At 58.9% G+C, this 25,394-nt stretch carries 24 protein-coding genes and 1 tRNA gene; 11 read left to right on the top strand and 14 right to left on the bottom strand.

Going from position 1 to position 25,394, the window contains the following annotated elements; translation table 11 throughout:
• Positions 1 to 27 precede the first annotated feature (27 nt).
• From M0D69_RS01380 to M0D69_RS01405, 6 genes are all read right to left on the bottom strand, one after another.
• Positions 28 to 519, bottom strand: a complete 492-nt coding sequence (locus M0D69_RS01380) for a phage protein NinX family protein (protein ID WP_301780291.1) — start codon at positions 517 to 519, stop codon at positions 28 to 30.
• A gap of 121 nt (positions 520 to 640) precedes the next feature.
• Positions 641 to 3,061, bottom strand: coding sequence for a bifunctional (p)ppGpp synthetase/guanosine-3',5'-bis(diphosphate) 3'-pyrophosphohydrolase (locus M0D69_RS01385; protein WP_301780292.1), 2,421 nt, complete (start codon positions 3,059 to 3,061; stop codon positions 641 to 643).
• Between the two features lie 86 nt (positions 3,062 to 3,147).
• Entirely contained in the window at positions 3,148 to 3,351 is a 204-nt protein-coding gene (gene rpoZ / locus M0D69_RS01390; protein ID WP_047896144.1) for a DNA-directed RNA polymerase subunit omega, read from the bottom strand.
• 57 nt (positions 3,352 to 3,408) lie between these two features.
• Positions 3,409 to 4,074 carry a guanylate kinase gene (gmk, locus tag M0D69_RS01395; protein WP_301780293.1) on the bottom strand — a complete coding sequence of 222 codons (666 nt, stop codon included), beginning with the start codon at positions 4,072 to 4,074 and terminating at the stop codon, positions 3,409 to 3,411.
• A 7-nt stretch (positions 4,075 to 4,081) separates the two neighbouring features.
• Positions 4,082 to 5,014 carry a YicC/YloC family endoribonuclease gene (locus M0D69_RS01400; protein ID WP_301780294.1) on the bottom strand — a complete coding sequence of 311 codons (933 nt, stop codon included), beginning with the start codon at positions 5,012 to 5,014 and terminating at the stop codon, positions 4,082 to 4,084.
• Positions 5,011 to 5,331: a hypothetical protein gene (locus M0D69_RS01405; protein ID WP_301780295.1), complete on the bottom strand. Its 321-nt coding sequence runs from the start codon at positions 5,329 to 5,331 to the stop codon at positions 5,011 to 5,013. Before M0D69_RS01405 ends, M0D69_RS01400 begins: the two co-directional genes overlap by 4 nt.
• Positions 5,332 to 5,344: 13 nt before the next feature.
• Between M0D69_RS01405 and rph the strand changes: the two genes are divergently transcribed.
• From rph to M0D69_RS01435, 6 genes are all read left to right on the top strand, one after another.
• Entirely contained in the window at positions 5,345 to 6,091 is a 747-nt protein-coding gene (rph, locus tag M0D69_RS01410; protein ID WP_301780351.1) for a ribonuclease PH, read from the top strand.
• Entirely contained in the window at positions 6,084 to 6,698 is a 615-nt protein-coding gene (gene rdgB / locus M0D69_RS01415) for an RdgB/HAM1 family non-canonical purine NTP pyrophosphatase (RefSeq protein WP_301780296.1), read from the top strand. Before rph ends, rdgB begins: the two co-directional genes overlap by 8 nt.
• Positions 6,695 to 7,933: a radical SAM family heme chaperone HemW gene (gene hemW / locus M0D69_RS01420; protein WP_301780297.1), complete on the top strand. Its 1,239-nt coding sequence runs from the start codon at positions 6,695 to 6,697 to the stop codon at positions 7,931 to 7,933. The genes rdgB and hemW overlap by 4 nt, the downstream gene beginning before the upstream one ends.
• A gap of 39 nt (positions 7,934 to 7,972) precedes the next feature.
• Entirely contained in the window at positions 7,973 to 9,163 is a 1,191-nt protein-coding gene (locus tag M0D69_RS01425) for an MFS transporter (protein ID WP_301780352.1), read from the top strand.
• 112 nt (positions 9,164 to 9,275) lie between these two features.
• Positions 9,276 to 9,365 (top strand) — tRNA-Ser (locus M0D69_RS01430).
• A 158-nt stretch (positions 9,366 to 9,523) separates the two neighbouring features.
• Positions 9,524 to 10,768, top strand: coding sequence for an integrase arm-type DNA-binding domain-containing protein (locus M0D69_RS01435; RefSeq protein ID WP_301780298.1), 1,245 nt, complete (start codon positions 9,524 to 9,526; stop codon positions 10,766 to 10,768).
• 789 nt (positions 10,769 to 11,557) lie between these two features.
• On the opposite strand, the gene M0D69_RS01440 is transcribed toward M0D69_RS01435, so the two are convergent.
• The 8 genes from M0D69_RS01440 to M0D69_RS01475 all read right to left on the bottom strand — a co-directional run bounded on the left by M0D69_RS01440 (position 11,558) and on the right by M0D69_RS01475 (position 21,627).
• On the bottom strand, positions 11,558 to 14,413 hold the full coding sequence (locus M0D69_RS01440; protein WP_301780353.1) for a DUF927 domain-containing protein: 2,856 nt from the start codon (positions 14,411 to 14,413) through the stop codon (positions 11,558 to 11,560).
• A 224-nt stretch (positions 14,414 to 14,637) separates the two neighbouring features.
• A complete protein-coding gene (locus M0D69_RS01445; RefSeq protein WP_301780299.1) occupies positions 14,638 to 14,964 on the bottom strand; it encodes a hypothetical protein in 327 nt (108 codons plus the stop codon).
• A 12-nt stretch (positions 14,965 to 14,976) separates the two neighbouring features.
• A complete protein-coding gene (locus tag M0D69_RS01450; RefSeq protein WP_301780300.1) occupies positions 14,977 to 15,312 on the bottom strand; it encodes a hypothetical protein in 336 nt (111 codons plus the stop codon).
• Entirely contained in the window at positions 15,305 to 15,484 is a 180-nt protein-coding gene (locus tag M0D69_RS01455) for a hypothetical protein (protein ID WP_301780354.1), read from the bottom strand. Before M0D69_RS01455 ends, M0D69_RS01450 begins: the two co-directional genes overlap by 8 nt.
• A 398-nt stretch (positions 15,485 to 15,882) precedes the next feature.
• Positions 15,883 to 16,326 (bottom strand): hypothetical protein, encoded by a 444-nt coding sequence (locus tag M0D69_RS01460; RefSeq protein WP_301780301.1) that lies wholly within the window; start codon positions 16,324 to 16,326, stop codon positions 15,883 to 15,885.
• A complete protein-coding gene (locus M0D69_RS01465) occupies positions 16,323 to 16,565 on the bottom strand; it encodes an AlpA family transcriptional regulator (protein ID WP_301780302.1) in 243 nt (80 codons plus the stop codon). Before M0D69_RS01465 ends, M0D69_RS01460 begins: the two co-directional genes overlap by 4 nt.
• A 124-nt stretch (positions 16,566 to 16,689) precedes the next feature.
• Positions 16,690 to 17,601: a hypothetical protein gene (locus tag M0D69_RS01470; RefSeq protein WP_301780303.1), complete on the bottom strand. Its 912-nt coding sequence runs from the start codon at positions 17,599 to 17,601 to the stop codon at positions 16,690 to 16,692.
• A gap of 330 nt (positions 17,602 to 17,931) precedes the next feature.
• Positions 17,932 to 21,627 (bottom strand): hypothetical protein, encoded by a 3,696-nt coding sequence (locus M0D69_RS01475; RefSeq protein WP_301780304.1) that lies wholly within the window; start codon positions 21,625 to 21,627, stop codon positions 17,932 to 17,934.
• A 359-nt stretch (positions 21,628 to 21,986) separates the two neighbouring features.
• Between M0D69_RS01475 and M0D69_RS01480 the strand changes: the two genes are divergently transcribed.
• The 5 genes from M0D69_RS01480 to arsB all read left to right on the top strand — a co-directional run bounded on the left by M0D69_RS01480 (position 21,987) and on the right by arsB (position 25,369).
• Positions 21,987 to 22,736 carry a TraB/GumN family protein gene (locus tag M0D69_RS01480; protein WP_301780305.1) on the top strand — a complete coding sequence of 250 codons (750 nt, stop codon included), beginning with the start codon at positions 21,987 to 21,989 and terminating at the stop codon, positions 22,734 to 22,736.
• Between the two features lie 273 nt (positions 22,737 to 23,009).
• Positions 23,010 to 23,342 (top strand): helix-turn-helix transcriptional regulator, encoded by a 333-nt coding sequence (locus M0D69_RS01485; RefSeq protein ID WP_301780306.1) that lies wholly within the window; start codon positions 23,010 to 23,012, stop codon positions 23,340 to 23,342.
• Positions 23,339 to 23,797: an ArsI/CadI family heavy metal resistance metalloenzyme gene (locus tag M0D69_RS01490; RefSeq protein ID WP_301780307.1), complete on the top strand. Its 459-nt coding sequence runs from the start codon at positions 23,339 to 23,341 to the stop codon at positions 23,795 to 23,797. Before M0D69_RS01485 ends, M0D69_RS01490 begins: the two co-directional genes overlap by 4 nt.
• Positions 23,794 to 24,315 (top strand): arsenate reductase ArsC, encoded by a 522-nt coding sequence (locus tag M0D69_RS01495; RefSeq protein ID WP_301780308.1) that lies wholly within the window; start codon positions 23,794 to 23,796, stop codon positions 24,313 to 24,315. Before M0D69_RS01490 ends, M0D69_RS01495 begins: the two co-directional genes overlap by 4 nt.
• Complete coding sequence (gene arsB / locus M0D69_RS01500) at positions 24,302 to 25,369, top strand: ACR3 family arsenite efflux transporter (RefSeq protein WP_301780309.1); 1,068 nt, start codon at positions 24,302 to 24,304, stop codon at positions 25,367 to 25,369. Before M0D69_RS01495 ends, arsB begins: the two co-directional genes overlap by 14 nt.
• Positions 25,370 to 25,394: the final 25 nt, after the last annotated feature.

Consider the following 25,394-nt stretch of genomic DNA (forward strand, 5'->3'; position numbering starts at 1 on the left):
GCATAGGCATGCCAAGCCCAAACCCGCTCATTGCCGCGCAGTCGACCCAATATCGCCGATACGTCCGTCCGGCATCGGTGCATCTTCAACCGATGCCGCCGCGCTCTGCTCGCCCAACGGTTCTGCCCGCCCCCCAAGGAGCATTTGCGAGCGATGCGGGAATTCGTCGTCGACGGTGTCTCCGAACGCGTGCAGCAAAAACGCTCGCAGCAACGCAATACGCAGCGACGCTCCGCGCCCTTCCACTTCTGCGCCCGTCTTGCCGAACGTCGCTTTGCACACGACTTCGCCGCGCCCGTGGTCGTTCATTTCCAGCCGGCACGCGCGCTCGAGCACGGCCGACGCCGCTTCCCACGACGTCGACGGCAGGAATCGCCCGTCCCACGCCCGGCCGCGATCATTCCCGCGGATGGCGAGGGTCTGGCCGCCATCGGTGAAATGGATTTCGCGGATGAAGTCATGCAGCCCGCGCGCGACCCAGTAGTCGAGCTCGGTGCCTTCCAGTTCTGATGTTTTCATAAGTGCCCCTGTGTACGCGAAGTGGTACAGGCACGCAGGTCGCGTTCCGGTGGTGACGATCCAGATCCAGATCCCAGACTCGCCAGCCGCCACGCAAAGGTCGGACGTTAAACGTCAAACGTTAATAATCGCCGCGTTCGCGATCGATCCGCATGCCGCCTTCAGTGTTGCGATGATGCGGCTCGTCGCTCGGCCGCTCACGCGCGATGCGCATCACGTCCGGGTTCGTGCGCACGCGCCGCATCACATTCGCCAGATGCACGCGGTCGCTGACCTGGATCACGAAGCGCAACACGGTGGATTCCTGCGTCACGTCCTCGTCCATCGCGATGTGGACAATGTTGGCATCGGCGGACGTGATATCCGCCGCTACGCGGGCGAATACGCCCTTCGACGTGCTCACGAGCACCTTGATGGAGACGTCAAAGAGACGGCCCGGTTGCGGCGCCCAGGCCACGTCGATCCAGCGGCCCGGGTCGCGCTTGTGAATCCGCTGCGCGACGCGACATTCGGTGGTGTGGATCGCCATGCCCAGCCCGATGCCGATGTAACCCATGATGTCGTCGCCGGGAATCGGGCGGCAGCACGCGGACAATTGCACCGACATACCTTCAGTACCGGTGATCACGACCGGCGGGGCGGTATTCGTGCTGAAGCTCTCGCGCGGGGAATCGTCGTCGTCGCGGCCCGTCATCAGCACTTCGATACGCTTCGCCATCACGGCGGCCACGCGCCGGCCAAGGCCAATATCCGCGAAAATCTCCTGACGGCTCTTGTTGCCCGTCCATTGCGCCAGCTTTTCCCAGGCTTCCGGCGTCACTTCCGACAACGCCAGCCCATAGCCCTTAAGGCTTTGATCGACGAGCCGTTCGCCTAGCTGCACCGATTCGTTCAGCCGCATCGTCTTCAGATAGTGGCGAATGGCCGAACGCGCCTTGCCGGTGCGCACAAAGCCGAGCCACGCGGGATTCGGCTTGGAATACGGCGCGGTAATCACTTCCACGATATCGCCGCTCTTCAACTCGGTCCGCAGCGGCAACAACTCGTTATTGATCTTCACCGCGACGCATTGATTGCCGAGGTCGCTGTGAATGGAATACGCAAAATCCAACGCCGTCGCGCCGCGCGGCAGCGGCATGATTTTCGACTTCGGCGTGAAGACGTAGACCGCATCGGGGAACAGATCGATCTTGACGTGTTCGAGGAATTCGCTCGAATCCCCGGCTTCGCTTTGAATGTCGAGCAGCGACTTCAACCATTGATGCGCGCGCTTTTGCACGTCGTTCAGATCCGCGCCGCCATTCTTGTAGAGCCAATGCGCGGCCACACCCGCTTCCGCGATTTCATGCATCTTGCGCGTGCGGATCTGGAATTCGATCGGCGCGCCGAACGGACCGACCAGCGTGGTGTGCAGCGACTGATAGCCGTTCACCTTCGGAATGGCGATGTAATCCTTGAACTTGCCTGGCACCGGCTTGTAGAGCGCATGCAGCGCGCCAATGCAGGTGTAGCACTCCAGCGCGCTGTCTACCACCACGCGAAAGCCATAGACGTCGAGCACTTGCGAGAACGACAACTGCTTGTCGCGCATCTTCTTGTAGATGCTGAAGATGGTTTTCTCGCGGCCGGTGACGTCGGCCTTGATTTTCGCGTCCGCGATCGTGCGCTGAACCGCTTCCAGGATCTTGCCCACCACTTCGCGCCGATTGCCACGTGCGGCTTTCACAGCGCGCTCGAGCGTGGCGTACCTGTGCGGATTGAAGTTCGCGAAGCTCAGGTCCTGCAGCTCTCGATACGTGTTGTTCAACCCGAGCCGATGCGCGATAGGCGCATAGATGTCGATGGTTTCGCGGGCCACGCGACGCCGCTTTTCAGGTGGCACCGCGCCGAGCGTGCGCATGTTGTGCAGCCTGTCCGCCAGCTTCACGAGAATCACGCGCACGTCGCGCGCCATGGCGAGCAGCATCTTGCGGAAATTTTCCGCCTGCGCTTCCTCGCGATTGCGAAACTCCATCTTGTCCAGCTTCGACAAGCCATCGACGAGTTCTGCGACCTTCGGACCGAAACGCTCCGCGATCTCGGTCTTCGTCACGCCCTGATCTTCGATCACGTCATGCAGCAACGCCGCCATGATCGATTGATCGTCGAGTTTCCAGCTCGCGCAGATTTCCGCGACCGCCACCGGATGCGTGATGTACGGCTCACCGCTCTGACGATATTGCCCGAGATGGGCTTCATCGCTGAAATGGAAAGCCAGCTTGACCTGCTTGATTTCTTCCGGCGAAAGATACGCGGCCAGCTCAGTGGTCAGTTTCGCAATGGAAACGACGTCGTGGCGGCGCGGCTTTTCCGGCGTGGCGGTCGGCCCGAACAGATGGCGAAACGATTGTTCGAGAACCGCGTCAATGTACTTGCGCGCGGCCGATGGCGAATCGGCGTCATGAGCGTTGTCATGATCGTGCGCGTGGTTTTCGCTGTGAGGCTCAGTACCAAGGACGTCGTGATGCGGGTCCACAGAGACGGACGATGGAACAGGATTCATGGTCGCCTCCGTGGTTGGCTGACGCGGTTAGTGACAATGCGCGTAGACGTCCGGGCCGGTAACGGTGAACTGAGCGGAACCGAGACTCAGACCGGGACCTTCTTGAGCATTTCGACGCCGACATGGCCGGCTGCGATTTCACGCAGCGCAACAACAGTCGGTTTGTCGCGGCTTTCGATCTTCGGCGTATGGCCTTGAGCGAGCTGACGCGCGCGATACGTCGCTGCGAGCGCGAGCTCGAAGCGGTTGGGGATCATTTTCAGACAGTCTTCGACGGTGATGCGGGCCATGGTTGATTCCTTCTCGATATGTTCTTCATTCTACCTTATGTGACCGGAAAGCCCCGTTCACTCGGCGTGCGGCGAGTGTATGCCTAACTCGACAAACAACTGCGTATGACGGGCGTACTGCGAGCCGAAACGCAGCCGTGTGGCCGCGACGAGGCATTGCAGTTCAGCGAGCGCGCGCTCGAAGTTCTCGTTGATCAGCACGTATTCCGCTTCCGGCGCATGTGCCATCTCGCTGCCTGCAGCCAGCAAACGGCGCACGATCACGTTCGGTGCATCCTGGCCGCGCTTCTTCAAACGATCTTCCAGTGCATCCAGCGACGGCGGAAGAATGAAGATTTCCACCGCGTTGCGAAAGCGTTTCTTGACCTGTTGCGCGCCTTGCCAGTCGATTTCAAGCAGCACGTCATGGCCGCTTTTCATCTGCTCTTCAATCCATACGCGCGACGTAGCGTAGTAATTGCCGTGCACTTCCGCGCTTTCGAGGAATTCGCCTGCAGCGTGGCGCGCCATGAAGTCATCGACGGAAGCGAAATGGTATTGAACACCGTTTTGCTCGCCCGGACGCGGTTCGCGCGTCGTGTACGAGACGGACAGGCGGATCGCCGGATCTTGCGCGAGGAGCGCGTTGACGAGCGTCGACTTGCCCGCACCCGACGGCGCCACGACCATGAACAGGTTGCCCGGATAAACCCCGGCGTAGGTGTTGCGTTGAGCGTTGTTCATAGCAGCGTTACTCCAGGTTTTGCACTTGCTCGCGCATCTGTTCGATGAGCAATTTGAGCGTCATCGACGAATCAGCGAGTTCTTTCGCCGCCGCCTTCGACCCGAGCGTGTTCGCTTCGCGATTCAGCTCCTGCATCATGAAATCGAGCCGCTTGCCCACTTTTCCGCCCTTTTGCAGCACATGGCGCGTTTCCGAGAGATGCGCGGCGAGGCGTTGCAATTCTTCGGTGATGTCGATACGGATGCCGTACATGGTCACTTCCTGGCGAATCCGTTCCGCGATTTCCTCGCGCGGAATGCTGGTTTGCGTGCCTTCCGGCGATGCAATCCCCAACGCATCCTGCAAACGCTCCACGATTTTCTGCTGATGTTTCGTGATCAGTTCCGGCACGAGCGGCGTGACGCGCGCAACGATGGCTTCCATCTCCGTCACGTTCGCGATCAGCACGGCGGCGAGCGCGGCGCCTTCGCGGGCGCGGACATCGATGAGTTCGGTGATTGCCTGCTTGCCGCACGCCAGCACGGCGTCGCGCAAGGTTTCCGCCGACACCCCGCTCTCCGACAAAATGCCCGGCCAGCGCAGGATTTCACCGGTGCGCATGCGTTCGGCATCGGGGAAAATATCCAGCACCGAGCGCTCGAGCGCGGCGAGTTGCGACAGCGCATCGCGATTGAGCACGCCGGCAATGGTGGTCTGCTCCGCGCGATTCAGGTTGATGCGGATATCGACCTTGCCGCGCGAGAGCTTGTTCATCAGCATTTCACGCAATTGCGGCTCGCAGACGCGCACGTCCTCGGGCATGCGGAAATTCATGTCGAGAAAGCGCGAATTCACCGTGCGCAACTCCACCGATACCCCCACGCCCGAACCATTGGCGCCCGCGCCGTCAGACGCGACTTCGCGCGTTGCGCTGGCGTAGCCTGTCATGCTGTAGATCATTGTTGCGTCCGTAATTGAAGGCCATGGCGCTTTTTGCTGCTTGCTGCTTGCTGCTTGCGCCGCACGGCCAGTTCGCTTCGAAACGCCCGGTATGAAGCTGCACGAAATGGCAGGCAATGTTGGCCGGGCGAGGAAGCTGGCATTATCCCATTTTTGCCGATCCCGCCCGGGGAATACGTTGCCGCTGTGACGGCTACAGGAGGCTGCCCCGGACGCTCACCCCGATTGCGGATAAAATTTGTGCTTTGGCGCGGCTTTTTCGCGTTCGCGCCAGGCCTCCCTTTCATTGCATTTCCTTCACCTTGTGCGCCCTTCATGACCGACTCCACGTTGCCCCCGTCCGCCCCGTTCACCCGCCCGAGCGGCCGTCGCGCGGACCAATTGCGCGACGTGCGCATCACGCGGCATTACACGAAGCATGCGGAAGGTTCAGTTCTCGTCGAATTCGGCGACACCAAGGTGATCTGCACCGCGAGCATCTCCGAGCGCGTGCCTGAATTTTTGCGCGGACGCGACCAGGGCTGGCTCACCGCCGAATACGGCATGCTGCCGCGCGCAACCAACACCCGCAACGACCGCGAAGCCGCACGCGGCAAGCAAACCGGGCGCACGCAGGAAATCCAGCGTCTGATCGGGCGCGCGCTGCGTTCCGTGTTCGATCTCAACAAGCTGGGCCCACGCACGCTGCACATCGATTGCGACGTGATCCAGGCCGATGGCGGCACGCGCACGGCAAGCATCACGGGCGCGTTCGTCGCGGCTCACGACGCGGTCGCGAAGCTGCTTGCTGCCGGCAGACTCGCAGAATCGCCGATCAATCAATTTGTCGCGGCGATCTCGGTCGGCGTGTACAACGGCCAGCCGGTGCTCGATCTCGACTACGACGAAGACTCGCAGTGCGATACCGACATGAACGTCGTGATGACCGGCGCAGGCGGTTTCGTGGAAGTACAGGGAACGGCCGAAGGCGTGCCGTTCACGCGTGCCGAAATGAACGCGCTGATGGACCTGGCGCAAAGTGGTATCGAAACGTTGATCGCGAAGCAGAAGGTCGCGCTGGAGTTGCTCAGTGTCTGATCCCGCCTTGAAACGCGTCGTACTCGCGTCGAATAATGCCGGCAAATTGCGCGAGTTTGCAGCGCTGCTGAACACAGCCGGCATGGAATTGATCACGCAGGGCGAGCTGGGCGTGTCCGAGGCCGAGGAACCGCACGTGACGTTCGTCGAGAATGCGCTTGCAAAGGCGCGCCATGCATCGGCGGCGACGGGATTGCCGGCGCTCGCCGACGACTCGGGTCTCTGCGTGCATGCGCTGCGCGGCGCGCCGGGCGTGTATTCGGCGCGTTATGCGTCGCTCAACGGTGGCGAGAAAAGCGATGCCGCGAACAATGCGCGGCTCGTGAAGGATCTCGCTCGTGAATCAGATAGGCGCGCCTATTTCTTCTCCGTGCTCGTGCTGGTGCGTCATGCAGCGGACCCCGAACCGCTGATCGCGGAAGGCCGCTGGCACGGCGAAGTCATCGATACCCCGCGCGGTGCGAACGGCTTTGGTTATGACGCGCATTTCCTGGTGCCATCGCTTGGAAAAACTGCTGCCGAGCTCGATCCCGCGGTGAAAAATGCCAACAGCCATCGGGCGATTGCGCTTCGTCATCTGCTCGAGCGGCTCAAGGGCATATCGTGAGCACAGGCCCTCAAACCATCAACGTGGTCAAGGCGTTCACGTCGCCGGGCAGTATCCGGCTGACGTCGCTGCCACCGCTGGCGCTGTACGTGCACTTTCCGTGGTGCGTGCGCAAATGCCCGTATTGCGATTTCAATTCGCATGAATGGAAGGGTCAGACGTTCCCCGAAGACCGTTATCTCGATGCATTGCGCGCCGATCTCGAGCGCGCGCTGCCGATGGTCTGGGGTCGTCAGGTGCATACGATTTTTATCGGCGGCGGGACGCCAAGTTTGTTGTCGGCGAAAGGACTGGACCGGCTGCTTTCCGATGCGCGCGCTTTGCTGCCGCTCGACGCAGACGCTGAAATCACGCTCGAAGCCAATCCCGGTACGTTCGAAGCCGCGAAGTTTGCGCAGTTCCGGGCGAGCGGCGTGAACCGTTTATCGATAGGCATTCAAAGTTTCAACGAGCAGCATCTGAAGGCGCTCGGCCGGATTCACGATGCAACGCAAGCGCGTCAAGCCGTGGAAATAGCGGCAAAGAATTTCGATAACTTCAACCTCGACCTGATGTTCGCGCTGCCGAAGCAGACGCTGGATGAATGCCGGGCAGATATCGAAACGGCCATCAGCTTCGCGCCGCCGCATTTATCGCTGTATCACCTGACGCTCGAACCGAACACGATGTTCGCGAAGTACCCGCCGCCAGTTCCCGACGACGATGCTTCCGCCGATATGCAGGACTGGATTCATGAGCGGACGGCCAGCGCGGGTTATGAGCGCTACGAGGTGTCGGCGTATGCGAAGCCACACAACAAGAGCCGGCACAACTTGAATTACTGGCGTTTCGGCGACTATCTCGGCATTGGCGCGGGCGCGCATACCAAGCTGTCATTTCCGCAGAAAATCGTGCGCCAGGTGCGTTACAAGCATCCCGGAACCTACATGGACGAGGCGCTTGGCGGTGCGGCTGTTCAGGAAGAGCACGAGGTCGGGCCACGCGACCTGCCATTCGAATTCATGCTGAACACATTACGGCTGGTCGAAGGATTTCCGGTGCACTCGTTTAACGAACGAACCGGGCTTGCCATGTCCGCGATCGAACCAGGACTGGTTGAAGCAGAACGTCTCGGCTTGATTACGCGCGACATCGAACGCATCGCGCCAACGCAGCGCGGCCAGGATTTTCTCAACGACCTGCAGGCGCTCTTTCTCAGGGACACGCCGTCGATAACGATCAGGGAAGACCGTTAATTGAGCGCCTCCTCTCCTGCGTTACCGCCCGGTTCCGTCATGCGCCACCGGCCCTTCGCGCTGTTCTGGAGCGCGCGCGGGATGTCATCGGTTGCGTTCCAGATGATGTCGGTGGCCATCGGCTGGCAGATCTACTCGATCACGCATAGCGCATTCGCCCTCGGGCTCGTCGGCCTCTCGCAATTCCTGCCGATGTTCATGCTCACGCTGGTGGTCGGGCATGTCGCGGACCGCTACGACCGCCGCACGATCGCCTTCGTTTGCCAGGCGATTCAAGGCGTGGCGGCGTTGACGCTGTGCGTCGCGACGTGGCGCGGGATGACGGATCAGGGGCTGATTTATTTGATCGCCGCCATCGCCGGATCGGCACGCGCGTTCGAATCGCCATCGATGGCCGCGCTCCTGCCTAACTTGATTTCGCGCGCCCAGTTGCAGTACGCGACCGCGTGGTCCACGTCCGCGAACCAGACCGCGCAGATCCTCGGACCGGCCATGGGCGGTTTGCTCTACGGTCTCGGGGCGCTCGCGGTGTATGGCGCGGTATCGGTGGCGTTCATCGGGGCGGCGCTGCTGCTGGCATCGATAAAAATCGAACAAGTCGTGCGGATGCGCACGCCGCTGACGTTCGAATCGCTGTTCTCCGGCATCGCCTTTATTCGACGCAAGCCGGTGATCCTGGGGGCTTTATCGCTGGATCTGTTCGCGGTTCTGCTCGGCGGCGCGACGGCGTTGCTGCCTGTCTTTGCCCGCGACATCCTGCACGCCGGCCCGTGGGCACTCGGCGTCTTGCGCGCGGCGCCTGCGGTCGGTGCGTTGGCCGGATCCATTTATCTCGCGCATTTTCCGCTGCGCCAGCGAGCTGGAACTGCGATGTTCGGCGGCGTGATCGCGTTTGGCATTTCGACGATCGCGTTCGGGTTGTCGAGCAACCTATACGTCTCGTTGATCGCGCTGGCCGTGCTCGGCGCCTCCGACGTGATCAGCGTCGTCGTACGCATGTCGCTCGTTCAGCTTCAAACTCCAGACGACATGCGTGGACGCGTGGGCGCGATCAATTCGCTGTTTATCGGGACATCGAACCAGTTGGGCGAGTTCGAGTCGGGGATGACGGCGGGACTATTCGGCGCGGTGCCGGCGGTACTGATTGGAGGCGCGGGAACGATCGTTGTTGCGTTGTTATGGATGCGATTATTTCCGGGTTTGCGGGCAACCAGGTCGCTCGAAGGATGAGGTGATTCTCTTGGCTTAAACGCCAGGGAAAGTTGCGCTACAATACGCGCCTTGCCGGAAAGGTGTAGCGCGGTCGAGCGCACTTTTCTCGTAGTTGCTGTGTGTGAAACGTGGAAGCGTGGCCGAGCGGTTTAAGGCACTAGTCTTGAAAACTAGCGACGGGGTGACTCGTCCGTGAGTTCGAATCTCACCGCTTCCGCCAGAACAGCGTTTTATGCAATGTCATAAAATCCCGAAGATCCTTTACTCATAAGGCTTTTCGGCGAATCTAAGCTCTCTTGTAGTCTCGCAAAATCTTACGAAATCGCGCAAAATTCCGGGTACTTTTCCGGGTACTTTTTTGCGAGTTTTGACACTTCAATGGCCGAAAGTCTTCTACGCGATCTTCAATGCCGCGCAGCCAAGCCACGCGCGACGGTTTACCGTCTGCGTGACGGTGGCGGCCTGTTTCTTCAAGTGCGGCCGACCGGCCACAAGTACTGGCAATTCCGTTACACAAAGCCTGACGGCCGCGAGAGTTCGATTCAGATCGGACCTTATCCCCGCGTGACGCTTGAGCAAGCCAGGACGGCACGCAATGAGCATCAGGCCGCGGTCGCTCGCGGCGATGACCCATCGGTACTTCGCAAGCAAGACAAGGCGCGCAGCAAGATCGACGCCGCCCGCTCGATGACCTTTAAGCAGTGCGCCTCAAAATACATCGAGGCGCACGAAGGCACATGGCGCAATGTCAAGCACACACAGCAGTGGACAAACACGCTCACGACCTACGCCTATCCGGTCATCGGTGCATTACGCCCGAAAGACATCGACACGGACCTCGTGTTGCGTGTCCTCAAACCGATCTGGCTGACCAAGAACGAGACAGCGACGCGACTGCGAGGTCGAATAGAAAACATCCTTGATGCAGCGAAGGTGCAAGGTCTGCGGGACGGCGAGAATCCGGCACGCTGGACCGGCCACCTGGATCACCTGTTAGCCGCTCCGTCGAAGGTGCAAAAGCCCAAGCACCATTCGGCCTTGCCCTATCCCGAGATGGCCCCGTTCGCCAAAGTTCTGCGAGCGAGTATGGGCACAGCCGCACGTGCGTTGGAGTTCACGATCCTGACGGCCACGCGCACGAACGAGGCGCTAGGCGCGACGTGGGCCGAGCTCGACCTGACAGTACCGTTGTGGACCATTCCGGCTGAGCGGATGAAGGCCAAACGCGATCACCGCGTGCCACTATCTCAGGCAGCCGTGGATCTGTTGAATTCGCTACCAACAAAAGGCAGCGAGGGTGTGGTGTTCGAAGGCGCCAAGGAAGGCCGCCCTTTATCAAACATGGCCTTGCTGGCGGTGCTCAAGCGCATGAAGCGAAGCGACCTGACCACGCACGGCTTTCGCTCGACGTTCCGAGACTGGACCTCCGAATGCACGGCATTTCCGAGTGAGGTTGCCGAGATGGCGCTGGCACACGCAATACGCGACAAGACGGAGAGCGCGTATCGACGTGGCGATCTGTTCGACAAGCGGCGGGCGTTAATGCAGGCGTGGGCCGACTACGTCGACGGCGAGCCGCAGCAGGCAGTTGCAGCGGCCAGCGCTGAATTGGAGATGGATTGAGAGCGGCGGCGCCGAGGGAGCGACGCGGCGCCGGAGATTTCTGCGCGTCGATTTGTCATGCCGCCGTTAGAACGCATCGTTCCAGCGATGGGCGGCTTCGCCTGACCACATCGGTTTCGGTAAACGCCGCAAGCGTCACAGCGGTGAGCTCCTCGACTGTTCACTAAGCGCCCAAAGTTCACCGGGTAAACAAAAGTGTTCACTTGTTCACTAACTTTGCGACTTGTTGGCTAGCGCGATGGCGCGGGTCGGCAGCCCCGCTTGCTAAAAGGCCTATAGGGGCCCCCGGCCTTTTTCCCGCCCGAGAACCGATTTGATTCGCGAAGGTTTGTGAATTGTGCGGAAGCTATGGTGGACGACGGTCCAAACTGGACTCTGCCTCAGATTGCAACAATCGATCGGCAGCGATGGCGTCGTTTGCTGACCCTGAGCACATCGGGGAATCCGCGAACCCTAGACGGGCATTGGCAGAAAGCGCTATTGGCATTTAGTCTCTCTGTTCTCTCAACGAAATTCGCTGGAGACATGGAGACAAACCTTCGAATTCGCCTGAAAGCCTTATAGATAAAGAGTTTCAGCGTCTCCAAATTTTGTATCCACACGCCTCCAAGTCGGATGATGCTGGAGACATCACATTGTGGATTGTTGCGAATTCGAAGCTAATTGCTGACGCTGCGGGAAAGGCGAACCTACGGCTGGAACCGGATGCAAAGTGACTTTGCCCTCCACAAAGTCACTTTGCCGCGCAAAAGAATCCTTGCCATCACCGCTCTTCGCGGCCCGCGAAGCTCAGACGTCAAGACTGAAGATGGAGGGAAGAATCCGGTACACCATGAAATGCCCGTGACCCTTGATCCGCTCACGTCGATACGGGTAGCCGTCCGTGCGGGGCATCAGCACGCCGCGCTTGATGAGCGCCTTCGCAACCATCTTATGATCGAAGCCGGCACACACCTCCTTGCGAAACACTTCCTTCTCGATCAGGTATTCCAGCTCCACCGCCTCCGCATCGTCGGCGGACATTTCATTGCCAAACTCGGTGTAGTAATCCTTGTTTGTCGAGATCGCCACGTCTGCGCTACTACCTCGTTTTATCCGTTGCTTGAAGCCTGCCCGGTGAGGCACGTTCGGCCGATGGTCGTCATGCGCCCGGTCAATCAGCAAGAACCGGTTGTCGCCGTGCGCCACCAGGAAGTGAATGACCTGACGCACACCCTCCGTTTCATCGGAGCTGCCCGCACCGCCGCGCAGCTTCATCCACCCCTCGAAGCACTTCTGAGCCGCATCGATCGCATCTCCCTGCGACCAACCCGTAAACCCGTTCGCCGTCGCCAGTTCCCCGGCAGCGCCGACGAGCGCGAACCGCTTGGCTACTCGTGACACTTCTGATGCAGCACCGTCCGGAACCCATTGCGTCACCATCTCATCGATACGAAAGCGCAGGTTTTCCGCAAGATCCTTGGCATTGGATGACGCCCACTCAATGAACGCCGTTCCCGCCGTTCCGTAATTGCGGCTCGATTCCCGTTCAAGGTGCTCGATCAACGCCGCCGGCGAAGGGAATCTGTGCAGGTTTTCAACCACACCCATCTCTCCGGCCTCGGCAGGCACAGCAGACAGGCGAACCTCAATGCCGCCCTTCATCTTCTGGTTTGCCTCAGCCATCAGCGCCTCGACGCCTTTCTCTCCGTTTGACAGGACGAGTACGCGCCAGTTGAGCACGGGTTTCGCGGAGCCCGTACGGGTCGCCCTTCCCTTACCCTGTTGATTGCCGAGTGTGTAGATGACATTACTGATCTCGCGCGGCTCCGCCTGGCCGATTTCGTCCAGGATCAACAGGGCATCGCTATGCATCGCGGCAACGGCTTCCATTGCATTGCTGGTGGCTCGCCAGCTTCGCACGTATGCCTTCGGTCCGAACACGGACGCAGCAATGACGCCGCCCGTCGATTTACCCTTCGATGTGGTGCCCACCAGGTGAAACCCGCCCGACTGCATGCCTGAGTAATGCAGCAGTGGCGCGGCGAACGCCGTGCAGACGCAAAACATCAGGCGGCTGTTTCCGACGCAGTACGCTGCGACCTCCTGCCGCCAGCCGTCTAAAGTACCGTTTTCCTTAAACTGGCTTTGGATCGGTGCGTCGGCCTGATAGATCATCGGCTCGCTGCCTTCGCCAATCACCCGATCAGGCAACACAAACGCATCGTTGTGCCATCCCACGCGTGGAACGCAGCGCACGCGCAAATCTGGACGTGAGCTCTGGATGTAGTTGGCAATCTGCGTACGAGCGACTTGCGTGTAGCCTATCTCGACACCCATTTCTAGAAGCGAGCGGCGCAGCTCGGCACCGTCGCCCGCGAAGAGCGCAGCCGGCACGGACCAGCGCTTCTGCATCCCGTCCGCATCCGAGAATTCAACCAGATATCCCCAATCGCTGTTTTCTTCGTTCCGCGTGCGCGCGACGATATCAACGGGCGTGCATACCCAGTGACGAGGTAGGGGCTCTCCCTGACTGTTCAGGCCGTGATACCAGACGCCCTTGTCGTCCATCTCGAACCGCGATTTTCCATCGTGTGTGCGGGCCGTTTTAGGGCGCTTGGCAGGCTTCGGCGCGATGGGTAGCACTTTGCCCTTGCTTGCGCCCGGTGCGCCGCCTACGGCCAGCGCAGAGAACACAGTCGCTGCCACCGCTTCGATGTTCAGGTGCGCGGCCAGATCGTTGAAATCCGTAGCCGACGCGGGCCTCTTATCGCCGAAATCAGGAATGGCGACCAGTCCGCCGACCACATCGGCCGCCGCACGCGCTTTCGTGACGCCAGGATTGCCTTCGGTTTGATGATCGTCGTCGGCGCACAGGACGATGCGCGCATCAGGAAACCGGCCGCGCAGGAGCGTGGTCACCGCGAGCAGGTTTCCGGCATCGAACGCGACGGCGGACGGGAAGCCCGTGGCGGCCGTGAGCGTGGCGCACGTGGCATACCCCTCGCCTACCAGTATCGTCGTCGTGACCGGACCGCCAATCCATGCGAAGCACCCCGATTTGCGCCCATCAGGGAGAAACCGCTTCTGCCCGTCCGGGAGAATGAATTCCAGCGTCCACAGCTTGTCGGATTCGTCACGAGCTGGAACGATTAAAGCGCCATCACAAGTTACTTTGCCTATGACCAGTTCACCGCTGTAGGTGCGAAGCTCACCGGCTCCAATCCGCTTGCGCACAAGGTAGGGATGATCGAGCGGCGCCGGCGCAGCGGCTGCCCAGATTCGTTCGGCCACACCGGCGGCGGCTGCGTGACGAGCGGCATCGCCCGCTTGCTCTTCAGCCTCTCGCGCAGCGCGTTGGACGCGTCTGCGCTCTAGTTCCGTCGCATCGACCGGCTTTGCCTTATGCGCAGCCGGATTGAAGCCGTGGCGCTTGGCTTCGAAAAATAAGGTGGCGAGCTTAGTCTTGCCGAGCTTCACCGACTTCCAGACGTCGCTGGCGTCCTTGGGGTTGTATCCCTTCGCCTGACTGCCCCAATCGTGCCAGAGAGCCAGGCCGTCGTCGCCAAACTCGTTTTTAAGCGCCATCGCCATTTTGACCCAGGTATCACGGTCGTCAGGCGGGACATAGCCGAGCGCGACCCGCGCACGCTCGAATTCTGACATTGGTGTATCGCTCATAGATTCTCTGTTGGTGAGCGGACAACACTGCGCGTGCGGCCCGCTTGATGACGTGAGAGTGAGCCCATTAGTAGTACACATCGCTGGACTAACACCACACGCCATCGATCAGCGTCATGCCCGGCCGCTACAGTCGAGCGTGAGGTGACCGCATGAGTTGGTACGTTTTGCGGTACAGCGTCTCGGTATCGGCCACGCATGGTGTCAAGTCAGTGCGTGGCATGGGATACCTCAAGCACCGCACCGCCCGCGCTAACATCGTTGCTGTAGACGAATTTCCCGATGCGAACGTCGCCCAGCGCATCGTTGGCGGATTCCAGCGCTGCACCAACTGACGGCAGCGAGGCGCGCAGCAAACTGATCACGCCCTGAAACTGGCGCTCGCTCGTGGCCTGATCGGCCGCCCAAATGAGCGCATCGAGCAACTCCATTGCATCGGATATCCGAATGCCGGCTTTGGCTGCATCGATTCGGTTGACCTCGGCGGCGAAGCCTTTGGAGGTGGCCGCGACTGCTTTTTTGTTGTTTTTTGCCATGAAACGCGCCCCTTAGTGCGTGGCGCGCGAATCGCGCGTGATGCCAAGGGCGGCCAGTAAATGCTGTTGTACGCGGCCCATGAGGCCTGCCGCGAAGGCCTGTTTGCTCATGGCCAAGCGGCGTGAGTCGAACGTCTCATCGGCTTTCATGCTCGCATCCACTGCGCGGCCAAACACGTCGACCTGATGCGCGGCATAGTCGTGCAAGCGAACAGAACCGTTCAGCTCCAGCCACGCATCAGCCGAGACCCCGCCGAGTGACACGGCGAATTGCAGTTCGATCGGCGCACCCGTATCGAGCGGCGGAGCGTTGTCGAACCCTTCGAGAATTGCGGTGCGATCAGCCATTGCGCACCTCCGCACGAACGAGGGTCGCAATCGCAATCAGCGCAGCGCCAGTCGCATCGAGCGCGGATTGATATGTGTCGGCGGTGGCCGCCGCGCGCAAGGCGTCGCGCACGATAGATTGAATGAGGGGGGAGTGTTGCCCGGTATGGGCGAGACGTGGCAATGCCTGCATGGTTTTGCTCCTGTTTGAGAGACTGAACCCGTTTTTCAGACGGGCGGGCAGGAGCTGAAAACCGCAAACAGACGGCGGGCATATTCCCCTTACGGGTCTTTTATTAGCCGCACTCCCGCCCATTGGAGCAAAACCAATAGACGTAATAATAGCCACTGACTTTCGGGGTGGCTTTGCCGCTGTTTGTGGTGTTTTCAGCACCGTGATCGAAGTATAAACGATCGGTGTCGTCATGCAAACACCGCTGGCCGGCATACCACTCAGTGAAATTGCCCCACAGGGAAACGCCACGCGCGGCATCGCGGCAAGGGTTCCCCCAACGAGCAGCCCAACAACGGCACGGCGAAACGATCTCACGCGGGAAGGTGCAGCGCTCGCAAAGTGACTTTGGGCCGCCGTCATTGCAATACTCGCCCGCTTCCCAACATCTCCGCACGGATCTGCACGATCAGCGAACCATAAAATCCGGCGATCAGGTTCGCATACTGCGTGGGCTGAAGCCGCTCAGCATCGTCCCCTAGCACCTCGCAAGCGTAGTCGTATGCGTCGCTTGCGTAAGCCCATATGAACGACAGAGCACCGTCGAAGCGCGCTGTCAGGTCACGGCTTGCGTTGCCCAACGCCACGAAGGCTGGAACGATGCCCATCATCGCCCCGTAGAGACTAGCGAACGCGTTAGGATTACGCGTTGCAGCCTGGTCGTCGCTCATGAGATCGAGCGTGAGGTCGTGAACCGACTGCTGCGATACGATGATGCGAGCAATTGACGCGTCTGCAACATCCACGAGGGCTGCTAGCGGATTGGATGCCTCGATCTCGCCCGTTACGTTAATCGCCCTCATTGCGCACCTCCCGTTTGAAGGCCGTCGATGAACGCGGTGATGTCGCTTTCGCGCCAACCCACAGCGCGGCCAGTGGGACCACCCAAAGCCACCTGACGTGGGAATGAGCCCTCGGCCATACGACGATAAATGGTCGCGCGGCTGAGTCCCGTGAGGTGAGTGACTGTGGTTAAACGAAAGACGCGGTTCGGTAAAACCGGTGGATTGATGACCGCGCTAGCGGCTCGGACGGCTTGCATATTCTCTCCCGTTTGAACGCCACACCATGCGACGTTTTACGGGTTCGATTCTGATAGGCGAGTGGCAACGGTAAAGGAGGTTCTTTCGACGGTTACCCCGATTTGGTAACCGTCGATGCGACAGTTACCGCTCGAACGTCGTGGCCGTGCGTGGCGGCTCGTAGTTTCTGATGACCTTGTTCAAGTTCTTTCGGCTTGTCGTGCCTTGAGCGAGCATCCAACATCTCCATTCTTCGGTTATCCGCTTCGCTCCCGACGGCGCATACAGCTTGTCCAGCTCCAGTCGTATTCGAGCCGAATCGGATTTTTTTACGCGCGACTCGTTCGCAACCTGCATGCGGCCACGCTTCTGGTCACGATCTTCAGCCAGTGGGGATCGATCAGATAACTCCTCGGCAGCTTGACCGCTAAGAAGCAACGCCAGGAACTGGTCGAATGCCAAGAGGCGCAGCGTCGCTTCCACAGGTTCGATGCCAACCTCATGAACGAATAAGCGTACGGCATCCGATCCTTTGCCGCGTCCTATCTGAGTCATGAGCTCCACGAGATGGTGGATTCGAAGACGGCTAGGCTCGGTTGCTGCGACATCCGTCATCAACTCATTTGAGGACATACGCAACATCTCGAATCGATGCTCGGGTACCGTGCGCGCTTGCTTGCGCTCCGATACGTTCAGGGCCACTACCCCAACGGAAGGGCGTCTATTTGCTCCAAGCAATGAAGGAGCACGTCCGATCGCGGACTCTGTGTTTCGAGGAAGAATAAGCCTCGATTCGCCGCTTAACGAGATCGAAGCAAGTGGCGTAATCAGCGAACTCAAACGGCGCTCGTGGCCGGTCTGCTGGGTCGCGCCAATTAGTGGTGAGAGCATACCCACAGTACGACCAAGAACACCGATACTGGCGTTGTCGCCACTCCTAGCTACAGTCCGTCCCAAGCAATTGCTTTCGGCGAGAGCACGCCCGATTCTGAATGAGTCGTTCGCGAGCACGTTGCGCCGATTTACTCCGCCCCGCCGTTCCAAAATATCTGCCATACACAGCTTCGCCTCCTCACGTTAAATCGAGCCGTCCGGGAAGGAAATCCGGCGTTCGGTTTGGTGATCTCGACTTGGAGTGGGTATTTTCTCAGGAGATATCAGGACTGCCAAGCTCATCGTGATTCGGCGCGCCGTGAACCATCCATACAAAGTCACTTTTCTGGCTCCAGCACCCCGGATAGAAGTTGCGTGGGCAGCGACAATCATCTTGTCCGGTGCTTGCAGTTGTTGTCGTGGACGTCATATGATCGAGAGCGTTCATGCATGCCATTACGGTGGTGGATGTTCGGCAACGATCAATATGGCACGCATGCGAATCTTTGATACCTATGCCCTCAACGTGCGTCGACGCACACCAAACTCTGTGCCGGCGATGATCGCTGCGGCCAATTCCGTAGGTTCAATTTTCGCGGCCCTGAGCAACTGAAGATGCCGCCGTTCACCGATATGGAGAACAGCAGCGCAAGCCAATTGGAGAGATCTGATGTCTGTCTTTTCTCCGAGCCAACGACCTATGAGCGCCATCACGTCGTCCAACAAAGCGCCTGATTTGAGGAAATCATCAAGCCAACTATTGATGAACCACTGCTTGCGCTCCCCCGAGAATTCATCAAGCTCCTTCATGGCGCACGACGCATCAAGATATTCCCACCCGCGCATCCTTGACGGGAATCTGGCATCCAAATGTGCGCGTCTCAACGCAAACCATCCGTGCTCGTTACACGCAGACCATAAATCGTGGATTCCTAGTTCGTCGAGCAAGTCGAGATAAGGTACAACGGCCTCGATCTGTTCAGGACGAAACAGTCTCGGGCGTCCCTTCAGCTTGAGACCGAATAGCATTGAAAAGTGCTTGAGTAATTTCTTTGGATCCGGCGTGTTTTGGATGGTATCTGCAACGCGCGCCCGCAAGCTAGGAGTCGCTACGCAAAGAGCAGCAATGACATAATAGTGGGACGTGCAAAGATGATCCCAGTGCTTGTTAAGAAGCGCGTCTGCCTCACTGGTCGGTAAGGACACCACAACCTGTGAGAGTATCCAATCGGAATTCGCTTCGTTTTCGTCATCCGCGCTGGTTACAACATATGTCACCCTGCGGCGCTCAAGAGCTTCATCCAGTGCCTTGGTCAAGTCGCTTGACCAGATATAGCGGCCGAGTTGCCACCAGTACCCACGTCCGTCTGTCGATAGCTTCCGGATCAGGGCCGGTAAGGCCTCGTGATCGCCCAGCCGTAAACGCTGCCAAAGAACTTTGTCCGCAAGCACATCCTCACTCAATACGACACGAAGAACACCGAGATCACCCGCACGGTGCGTCGATGCCCATATTCTGAACGCCTGTTCACGCAGATGCTTGCCGGTGGAATGATCTCGCCAGATGTCCCTAAGCCTCTTTCGCGAGACCTCCGACATCGCGCGGCCGCTTCTTTCTTGCTCGCGCTCCCAGTCATCTTTTGCCGATAGTACGAACGGAGAAAATCTATCTGTTCCGTCCAGACTTTCGCTGATGGCGGCGAGTTCCCGAACGACGAACTCGACTGCATCTGGATGATCTAGCCCGTGCAGCATGTACGTAATGGGCCATTTAAGTTCCGGATCTGCCGCTCGTTCTATGAAATACCGCACCGCCCTGTCGGGCAACCTTTTATGGAACGCAAACCGCAAGTTATATGCGGCGAGACTATCGCGCGGCGATGACATACCTGTGCCTGTCCTTTCGCTCGGCAGCGCCGCCCATCCATCGCAGACGGGACCCAGGAGAGTTGCTGGATCGTTGTCTACGCATTGCCCGCACGCCCATAGATATTCGCTTAGATTTGCGTGCCGGCTGTCATGATTCTGCCAACAAGTGCGGATTGCCTCCGCAAGTATCGGTTCGCCAATGTGCCCCGCCAAACGCAATGCACCGATACGGATGGGGTCGTTCAGTTGCGCGTTGCTCAGAAGCGACGTAAGGGCACGAACTAGATTGGTGCCGAACCGCGTCTTCACATGGTCGAGGAAGGCGTCATGCCCAGCTACCCCTACGCCGGGCTCGGTCTGTAAGCAGAGAGCAACTCCGCCCATCAAATCCCCATTCCGGTATCGGGCCCGCAGAGCGTGCCATGAGTTGTCATCAAATCGAGCGACCAGCGGCCTTACACTCGGGTCTTCCGCCTCCGCGAGCACTCTCATAGCCTCCCAGCGAAGATGGCGATCATGGCTCGTTTCCGCAGAAGTCTTACTCAGCCAGTTTTCGAGCGCGACAACGATGGCATTTTGGCCTGATGTCGTAGGTTCGCGGAAGCGAGGTACAGCGCAAAATAAGGCTAGCGGGTTATGGGCGGCAATCATCAAGATGTCGCCGGCCAAAGCATCTTGGCGAACTAAAGTCAATCCGAAAACTTCTGCGAAGTAAGGCTCGGCTGCAATTTCTTCCGGCATAGCGTTCGCTCGCAACAAGTCGAATGCTGCCTGCGCGAGTAGCCACTCCCGGACGCGATCGTGCCTGAACGCCAGTTTCTCGTCGGTCGAAAAGCCAGCAAGACGGATAACGTCACCCTGATGAACGATGTGCCTGAGCGCCGGCGCATGACCTGCCAGCGCGGGCCATGCGAGCAGAACCAGCCAACTCGGCTCCATTTGCCGGTTCAGCAGCATCGTTTTCGCAAGGTCCGAGAGCACCTTACCGTACTCTGCTGCCGAGAACTCGCCTCTTGCCGCGGCGAGCCGCTGCAAGCTGACCTCGACAAACTGAGCAATCGTCTCCAAGGTGTCGGGAGTGTTGGTCGGATCATGAAGGGCAATTAACAGTGGATCTTGCCCGAGCGCTTCTGATATCTGGGCTGCTTCTAGCTTGGTCACCGGACGGCCGCCGAGCTCGCGGCGACGTTCGACAGCATTTGCACCTTCGTCGGCAGAAAATACGGTTCCAACGACGGCCCGGTTGTTGACCCGCCTGCGCGCTTCCTCGCCCAATGAAGACATTACCTTCGGCCAGACAGGACACAGCAATTGCCAGGAAGAAGTGCCGTCCTCTTTACTTTTGGCACTATCCCATCGCGATATCTTTTCAATGAGGGCTGCACCACGGCCCGAGCGGTTGATGTCCTCTACGGCGAGCAACAACCGTCGATTTAGATTCGACGCTCGCAGCGCGGCCCCCCCGCAGCCCACAATCAACGATGGATGAAGCTGCGTCAGAGTCTTTTCGACCGCTTGTTCAAGCGAAAGCGACGACTCGATTGCTTCATCGGTCAAGATAAAACTGAATCCGCCGGCCAAAGCGTTCGTCAGCAAACGCTTGTAACAAGCAACGCTCTTTCCCGAACCTGACTCTGCAATGACGAAGACGACCTGCTCTTCATTCGCCTCTTCGATCGCAACATCGAGAGCACGTTCGACCCAAGCCTCGGGTTCGTCGGGCGGACGACAAATCTCAAGACTCCTCTGCGAGAGTTCGCTCAGCATTTCTTCGGAAAGCTGGACCTGATCGGTTCCTAAGAACTGCCTTCGCAGCCACTGGCCTCGCGGCTCATTATCGAGAAAGTCGGCCAATCGCGAACGCGCCCATATGTCGATGGCGATTCCAGCCGCTGCGCCGGCTGCATGCACGTCCCGTACAAGGCTTTCTCCAGGTTCGTGATTGGTCGTCAGAATAAGGGTAGCCTGAAGGCTGGGTGTCCGCTTTTTCTCTTCTTTGATGATCTCGATTGTCTTGACGACATCACCCGCAGGTGCAGTCGGAGACTTGCTCCGGCCGCGCGACTTCACCTTGGCAGGATCGTGAAGCCATTTCTTCTCAAGACCTTTTGCGGCGCAGATCGTATGATGCACTGCGATCATTTGGGGAGGAACAGATCCCGGCACAAAGGCTATACCATCGACGGGAGACTTAACCGTCTTGCCATCAGCGTTCACGCCTGGATGGCTAAGGGAACCAAGCCGATCATCCGAATAGCGCAGGACGGCCGTCGCAAGCATCTCGAACGCGCCTTCATCAGTCATATCGGCGAGTTTTCGGATCGAATTTTCTTGCGCCATTCTGCTCCCCGGAAGATTTACTGGCACATCTTACAGTGCCGTCTTCGGCGGATCTCGTTGCCTCGCGCTGCGAAGGGGAGTCCGCAGTTGCACGTAGCGGGCCGTATCAGCCAGTTTCGCACCGTCGAATCGGTGAGCTGTCAGGATGCGCTCTCGGTCGACATGCACCAGTCACGAAAGACCGCGGTTCGGCCAGGAAGATCCATTCAGGGTTGGTGTTTATAGGAAACAAACGATCCTTTCCTATCTCGAACAAGAACACTGGAGGTAAATCGGGATTCTGCTCACAATATGAGCGATCGGCGTCAGTAACGCATGGAGTAATCTTAGCGATCCCCACATGCGACCAAGCTCCAACCATGTACCTTCAAATCCGCGGTACAAACGTCCGACTTCTCGGGTCGATGCATCTTTTCCCTGCCCCAGGTGCGCAAATGCCTTCGTGGGCGTTGCAAGCTTATGCGTGGTCCGAATGTCTCATTTTTGAGTCAGATCCCCCGACAATATTGCCGTTCTTAAAGTCGACAAATGGCACCGTTCTAGCAAATATGCTCCCAACGGATGTTTGGACTGAATTACAAGCAGCCTGGCCGACTAACGGGAGACTACCTCCTCTCTCCGAGATGCGCCCGTGGGCGGCACTGATGGTAGCTCCCTCTCTTTATCAGCATTTGGTCGAGGGTGTTGAGCCACAGTTTTTAAGATCAGCAAATGAGCAGTCAAAGTCCTATCGATTTCTGGAAACAGCGCAAGAGGTCGTCACAGCCTTCGAATCAGTTGCTTTGGCCGAGATTCAGACGGCTCTAAATTGCATCATGTCCGATTCCGCCGAACCTCAACGCATGCTTGTTCGAATGTACAACGCTTGGCAGCGCCGGGACATTGAAGCCCTGTACAAGGTGGCCGGCCGATCGCCCATTCTCAGTTCATCTGCAATCCGCAGCGCCGTTCTCGAATCAAGGAATCTCGCTTGGGTCCCAAGTCTTCTCGCTGCAATAGAAAGCCCGAAGCGGACACTCGTCGTCATCGGAGCGCTTCATCTTTGCGGACCAAGTAATCTCTTGGAATGCCTTGGTTTACCCCTTGACCTGGTAGCCACTCTTGACTAAGTTCGTCAACTCTGCGCGACATGTCGCGCTCAAAAACGCGTTTCCGTTTTTCGACAGTCGCCGCTCATGGAAGGCACACCGCTGCCACTTTGAGAGGTTCACATGCGCCGTGTGAACGGCCGTTGGTGGGATGCGGACATTCGAACCAGCAACACGTCGGACTGCTATGACGTCGGACTGCTATGTCCCATGTGTATAGGCAATTAGATCGCTCCCTCGGCAATCATTTCGATAATACTTGAAATATAGAATAGACGAATCTATGCTGTGTGCATGGACTCGAACCTCGTCGTACGCGCCTTGAGCGCCCTTGCACATGAATCGCGGCTCGCGATTTTCCGAACGCTCGTCGTCGCCGGACCCGATGGAATGCCGGCCGGCGAAATTGGACAACAGCTTAGTCTCGCACCATCCAGCCTGTCTTTTCACCTGAAGGATCTGTCGCACGCGGACCTCGTGAAGGCGCGGCAGGAAGGACGCTTTATCTACTATTCGGCCAATTTCGACTCTATGAATGGCCTTGTCGGTTTTCTCACCGAGAACTGCTGTGCTGGCGCGACATGCGCAGCGAGCAGCCCTCCAGCCTGCTGCGGAGATGAATCATGAAGCGAATGCACGTCCACGTATCTGTCCAAAGCCTGACCGAGAGCATCCGCTTTTATAGCGCGATGTTCGGAAACGTCGAACCGACTGTACTGAAGGACGATTACTGCAAGTGGGAGCTGAAAGATCCCGCAGTCAACTTCGCCATTTCCCAGCGTGGCGCAAAACCTGGTGTCGACCATGTCGGGATCCAAGTCGAGACCGACGACGAATTGGCAGAGATGAACGCTCGCTTTGCCGCTGCGGACCTTCCCGTGCAAGAGCAGACGGGTGCAACCTGCTGCTACGCGAAGTCCAACAAGGCTTGGACCGTCGACCCACAAGGTGTCGCGTGGGAAACCTTCAGGACGCTCGCGGCCGCGCCTACCTACGGGGAGTCAAGAAATGAACCCGATCATTCGTCAAATGCGTGCTGCACCCCGACCGTATCCACCATTGAATTCCGGAGTCACACGTGACCGACCGACCATACTCAATCCTCATCCTTTGCACGGGCAACAGCGCGCGCAGCATCATAGCCGAAGCGCTTTTCAACGTGCTAGGCAAGGGGCGCTTCCGGGCGTATAGCGCAGGAAGCCATCCCGGTGGAAAGGTCAACCCTTTCGCTGTTGAGCGCTGCGAGTCACTCGGCTACGACGTCTCACAACTACGAAGCAAGAGCTGGGACGAATTTGGGACGCCCGACGCGCCGCATATGGATTTCGTCATTACGGTCTGCGACCAGGCCGCCGGCGAAGTCTGCCCGATCTGGCCGGGCAAACCGATGACCGCGCATTGGGGTTTCGAGGACCCGGCAGCGTTCGAGGGCACGGACGAAGAAAAGCGCCAAGTGTTCAGCAAGGTCTACCGCCAGATACTCGGCCGGGTGAGTCAGTTCGTGAACTTGCCGCTGCACGTATTGGACAGCAACGCCATTCAGCGCGAGTTACGCGCTATCGGTGCACGGCCAGCCGAGGGCTCGAATGAGCAGCACTGAAAATACCAGTTTGGCATCGAGGCCGGTCATCGGATTTTTCGAGCGCTACCTGACGGTGTGGGTGGCGTTGTGCATCGTCGGCGGTATCGTGCTCGGGCAACTGTTGCCGGGCGCGTTTCAAGCCATCGGCCGCATGGAGGTTGCCCACGTCAACCTGCCCGTGGCGGTGCTGATCTGGATCATGATCATCCCCATGCTCGTGAAAATCGACTTCGCGGCCATGACTCAGGTGAAGAGCCAATGGCGCGGCATCGGGGTGACGTTATTCGTCAACTGGTTCGTCAAGCCTTTTTCGATGGCGCTCCTCGGCTGGATTTTCATCCGCCACGTGTTCGCACCGTGGCTGCCGGCGAACCAGCTCGACAGCTACATCGCCGGCCTGATCCTGCTGGCAGCCGCGCCTTGTACCGCGATGGTGTTTGTCTGGTCGCAACTGTGCAAGGGCGATCCGTATTTCACGCTATCGCAGGTGGCGTTAAACGACTCCATCATGATCGTGGCCTTTGCGCCGCTCGTGGCGCTCCTGCTGGGGCTATCGGCCATTACGGTGCCGTGGGATACGCTCATTGCCTCAGTCGGCCTTTACATCATCGTGCCGGTCATTCTCGCGCAGATGATCCGGCGCTCGCTGCTCGCGAAGGGCAACGCGCATTTTCAGCGTCTCGTCGCAAAGCTCGGCCCGTATTCAATTTCCGCGTTGCTAGCCACGCTCGTGCTCTTGTTCGCCTTTCAGGGAGAGGCCATCGTTCACGAGCCACTGGTCATCGCCATGCTCGCGGTACCTATCCTGATTCAAGTCTTCTTTAACTCGGGCCTGGCGTACCTGCTCAATCGCAGGCTGGGTGTCGCCCACTGCGTAGCCGGCCCGTCGAGTCTGATTGGCGCGAGCAATTTCTTCGAATTGGCCGTGGCCACCGCGATCAGCCTCTTTGGATTCCACTCGGGCGCGGCGCTGGCGACCGTGGTCGGGGTGCTCATCGAAGTGCCGGTCATGTTGCTGGTGGTCGGTGTCGTCAATCGCTCGCAACGCTGGTATGAAGCCAGGTCCGTCTGATCCAAGGGCTCGCGAACAAGAGGCA

Origin of the sequence: Caballeronia sp. SEWSISQ10-4 2 (assembly GCF_030464885.1) — a bacterium.
Lineage (GTDB): Bacteria > Pseudomonadota > Gammaproteobacteria > Burkholderiales > Burkholderiaceae > Caballeronia.

Coding starts and splice junctions, on each gene's coding strand:
- M0D69_RS01380 (WP_301780291.1), bottom strand. CDS start 519: ATGAAAACATCAGAACTGGAAGGCACCGAGCTCGACTACTGGGTCGCG.
- M0D69_RS01385 (WP_301780292.1), bottom strand. CDS start 3,061: ATGAATCCTGTTCCATCGTCCGTCTCTGTGGACCCGCATCACGACGTC.
- rpoZ (WP_047896144.1), bottom strand. CDS start 3,351: ATGGCCCGCATCACCGTCGAAGACTGTCTGAAAATGATCCCCAACCGC.
- gmk (WP_301780293.1), bottom strand. CDS start 4,074: ATGAACAACGCTCAACGCAACACCTACGCCGGGGTTTATCCGGGCAAC.
- M0D69_RS01400 (WP_301780294.1), bottom strand. CDS start 5,014: ATGATCTACAGCATGACAGGCTACGCCAGCGCAACGCGCGAAGTCGCG.
- M0D69_RS01405 (WP_301780295.1), bottom strand. CDS start 5,331: ATGAAGGGCGCACAAGGTGAAGGAAATGCAATGAAAGGGAGGCCTGGC.
- M0D69_RS01425 (WP_301780352.1), top strand. CDS start 7,973: ATGCGCCACCGGCCCTTCGCGCTGTTCTGGAGCGCGCGCGGGATGTCA.
- M0D69_RS01435 (WP_301780298.1), top strand. CDS start 9,524: ATGGCCGAAAGTCTTCTACGCGATCTTCAATGCCGCGCAGCCAAGCCA.
- M0D69_RS01440 (WP_301780353.1), bottom strand. CDS start 14,413: ATGTCAGAATTCGAGCGTGCGCGGGTCGCGCTCGGCTATGTCCCGCCT.
- M0D69_RS01445 (WP_301780299.1), bottom strand. CDS start 14,964: ATGGCAAAAAACAACAAAAAAGCAGTCGCGGCCACCTCCAAAGGCTTC.
- M0D69_RS01450 (WP_301780300.1), bottom strand. CDS start 15,312: ATGGCTGATCGCACCGCAATTCTCGAAGGGTTCGACAACGCTCCGCCG.
- M0D69_RS01455 (WP_301780354.1), bottom strand. CDS start 15,484: ATGCAGGCATTGCCACGTCTCGCCCATACCGGGCAACACTCCCCCCTC.
- M0D69_RS01460 (WP_301780301.1), bottom strand. CDS start 16,326: ATGAGGGCGATTAACGTAACGGGCGAGATCGAGGCATCCAATCCGCTA.
- M0D69_RS01465 (WP_301780302.1), bottom strand. CDS start 16,565: ATGCAAGCCGTCCGAGCCGCTAGCGCGGTCATCAATCCACCGGTTTTA.
- M0D69_RS01470 (WP_301780303.1), bottom strand. CDS start 17,601: ATGGCAGATATTTTGGAACGGCGGGGCGGAGTAAATCGGCGCAACGTG.
- M0D69_RS01475 (WP_301780304.1), bottom strand. CDS start 21,627: ATGGCGCAAGAAAATTCGATCCGAAAACTCGCCGATATGACTGATGAA.
- M0D69_RS01480 (WP_301780305.1), top strand. CDS start 21,987: ATGTACCTTCAAATCCGCGGTACAAACGTCCGACTTCTCGGGTCGATG.
- M0D69_RS01485 (WP_301780306.1), top strand. CDS start 23,010: ATGGACTCGAACCTCGTCGTACGCGCCTTGAGCGCCCTTGCACATGAA.
- M0D69_RS01490 (WP_301780307.1), top strand. CDS start 23,339: ATGAAGCGAATGCACGTCCACGTATCTGTCCAAAGCCTGACCGAGAGC.
- arsB (WP_301780309.1), top strand. CDS start 24,302: ATGAGCAGCACTGAAAATACCAGTTTGGCATCGAGGCCGGTCATCGGA.